Source organism: Candidatus Burkholderia verschuerenii (assembly GCF_001189365.1).
GTDB lineage: Bacteria > Pseudomonadota > Gammaproteobacteria > Burkholderiales > Burkholderiaceae > Caballeronia > Caballeronia verschuerenii.
The window spans coordinates 1-2,544 of the sequence record NZ_LFJJ01000324.1 but is presented as its reverse complement, the minus strand read 5'-3'; the positions used below and the strand labels follow the sequence as shown (position 1 = coordinate 2,544).

The following is a 2,544-nucleotide window of genomic DNA, read 5'->3' as shown; positions in this document are numbered from 1 at the left end:
GAGCTATAATTCTTAATTTTTGCCTTAGCCTTAGCTCTAGCTCTGGCTTTCTTCCCGGGCTTGTTCTTTTTCTTTTTCTTTACTGGTGTTGATGCAAAGTCCGAGCTATGCTCACTTGCATTGCAACCTTCAGTCCTAGATTGATCCGTGGGTGAGTCATCCAAGAGATCATCGTCATCGAATAGCTTAGCCTTGCCTTTCTCTTTGGTCTTTACATTCAATTCAGCCACCTTCTTCAAGAGTGCTTGGTCGCATTTGGGTGCAATTTCAGCAAACATGCTTGCAAAGTCACCTTCATCAAAGTCCTTATCATCGTAGAATAAAGGCTCCTTCACTTTTAGCACTTGCACCTTTCCACACCGCACTTGGAATTCTTTTGGTGGACCTTCTTCCTTCCGAATTTGGCCTAATGCCACTTTCACATCCTTAAGCATCCACTCATTGATGTTGGCCGACGGAAAGAGTTCCTTGATCACTTCTTGTGCCACTTTCTTGACTTTTTGCTTCACTTGATCATCGCCAATCTTTCCTCCAAAAGTCACCGTCTCTCCATTCACATTGAATGTGATGGAGTTATCTCTTACTCGAAGGATGGCGTCTCCGGTGGCCAAGAAAGGACGTCCAAGTATCCATGGCATTGAGTGCTCCTTTTCCACATCAATCACAACTAAGTCCGTAGGTATTTGAAGGTGCTTCACTTGAACGATCATGTCTACGAGCTTCCCACACGGCTTCACCGCCGACTTGTCCGCTAACTCGATCATCGAATGACATGGCTGCAAGTGCTTTGTCAAATTCAAGACCTTCACCCATGCAAGTGATATCACACTAATGCTAGACCCTGGGTCACAAACCGACATGTAGAATCTACTTGTACCAATCGCAGCCGGCACACTTATAACACCGGGATCCTCTCTTTTAGGTGGCAACGTATGGTTCTTTTGGATAATGTCACTTGAATGCCCTCCAATAGCAAATACCTCATCGACTTGAGAGCTCTCCTTTTCTTCCGATTCTTTTTCAGCTTCTTCATCTTTGTTCATCACAAAACATTGCTCCTTACCCTTCGGATTAGGGATTGTATCACTTGGTAAGGTCCCGAAGCTTTTCTCCTTGAGTTGACCTTGCATTTCCGTGAGCAACCGGTTGATGTTCTTCAAGCACTTCTCATGCTCTTCAAGTTTCTTGCCTTGCATCACAATCATGTCGCCTTGCTCTTGTTGCGTCTTTTCCATTCTCATGAAGGTATTGCGGATATTCTCCTCTTGCTTTTTGACACTTTGTTGCACATCCTTGACAACTTCCATTATTGGCCCAAATTGATCCATTGATGATGATGAGCCTTGAGGTCCATTACTCCATTGTTGCCCCGTCGATCCTTGATTCCATGTGTTACGAAATCCTTGATTTTGAGCATTGGAAGAACTCGGATTTCCCCAATTGGCATTGCGATTTTGAGATGACGGTCCGGCTCCATTATTGTTACCCCATCCTTGGCTTGGCCTTTGGAAGTTGTTCACATAGTTGCACGGTTCTTGAATTTGAGGGCAAGTGTCGGAATGGTGTGCACCTTGACAAACTCCACATGAGAGTATCGGGACTGCATTTGCTTGATTTTTTAAGGCTCAAATTTCCGTCGTGAGGGCTGCAAGTTGTGCTTGAAGGCTAGTGACCACATCAACACTTATCATGCCGGCTTGCTTTCTCACTTCCCTTGTTCCATCATTAGTCTACTTGCAACCATTGCTAGCTATCCGTTGCATGAGTTCTCTTACTTCCCTCAAAGACTTGTCCACTAACGATCCACCGGCGCTAGCATTCACTATCCCTTGAGATTCGGCATTTAGGCCTTGGTAGAATAAATGCAATTCCGCCCCTTCTTCCATAAGTAAATTGGGACATTTGTTGAGCAATTCTTGAAACCTTTCCCATGCAGTGGATATGGATTCTCCATCGAATTGCCGGAATTGGTGGATCGCCATTCTCAATTGATCAACTTTGTTCGGGGGATAGTACTTAGTTAGGAACCTCCTCCTCACATCTTCAAAGTTTGTAGCTCGTCGGAGTCCGGAACTTTCATACCAATATGATGCTTGACCCCGAAGTGAGAATGGGAATAGAACTCGATTGCAACGGTCTTGAGGCATACCTTGTGGCTTGCAAGCGATTGCCATGTTGAGAAAGCTTGTAAGATGGGTGGTAGGATCTTCATTTTCAAGCCCTTGGAAAATGCTCCCGTTGACAATGAGACTTATCAAATGCGGGGGAGTAGGTTGTCCATCATCCACCTCTTCTTGGTAATTTGCAAGACGATCAAACTTGGGCTCAAAGAATGCTCCAAACTTCTTCTCTTGAGGGGGATTGCCCCTGTTTTGGTTTGGATTAGTGGTCTCCCCTTGATGCTTAAGATTCGCCATGGAATCCACACTCTTGCTTACTTTGCCTCTTGTTACTCTCCTTTGCTCACGTTCCAATCTTGTGATATCTGGTGTGGGGATTACTAAAGCTTGTCCACTCGATCTCAGTTCCCGCATGCACTAGCTA

The 2,544-nt window shown here is 45.0% G+C and carries 2 protein-coding genes; both read right to left on the bottom strand.

Translation table 11 applies throughout. The features are described 5' to 3' along the window. Positions 1 to 1,520 (bottom strand): retropepsin-like aspartic protease (locus BVER_RS28530; protein WP_157056280.1); only part of this gene is annotated, 1,520 nt, incomplete at its 3' end. 210 nt (positions 1,521 to 1,730) lie between these two features. Next, a complete protein-coding gene (locus BVER_RS30940; protein ID WP_198155466.1) occupies positions 1,731 to 2,417 on the bottom strand; it encodes a retrotransposon gag family protein in 687 nt (228 codons plus the stop codon). Positions 2,418 to 2,544: the final 127 nt, after the last annotated feature.

Excerpts from the sequence above, each read along its gene's own strand:
- BVER_RS30940 (WP_198155466.1), bottom strand. The coding sequence starts at position 2,417 with ATGGCGAATCTTAAGCATCAAGGGGAGACCACTAATCCAAACCAAAAC.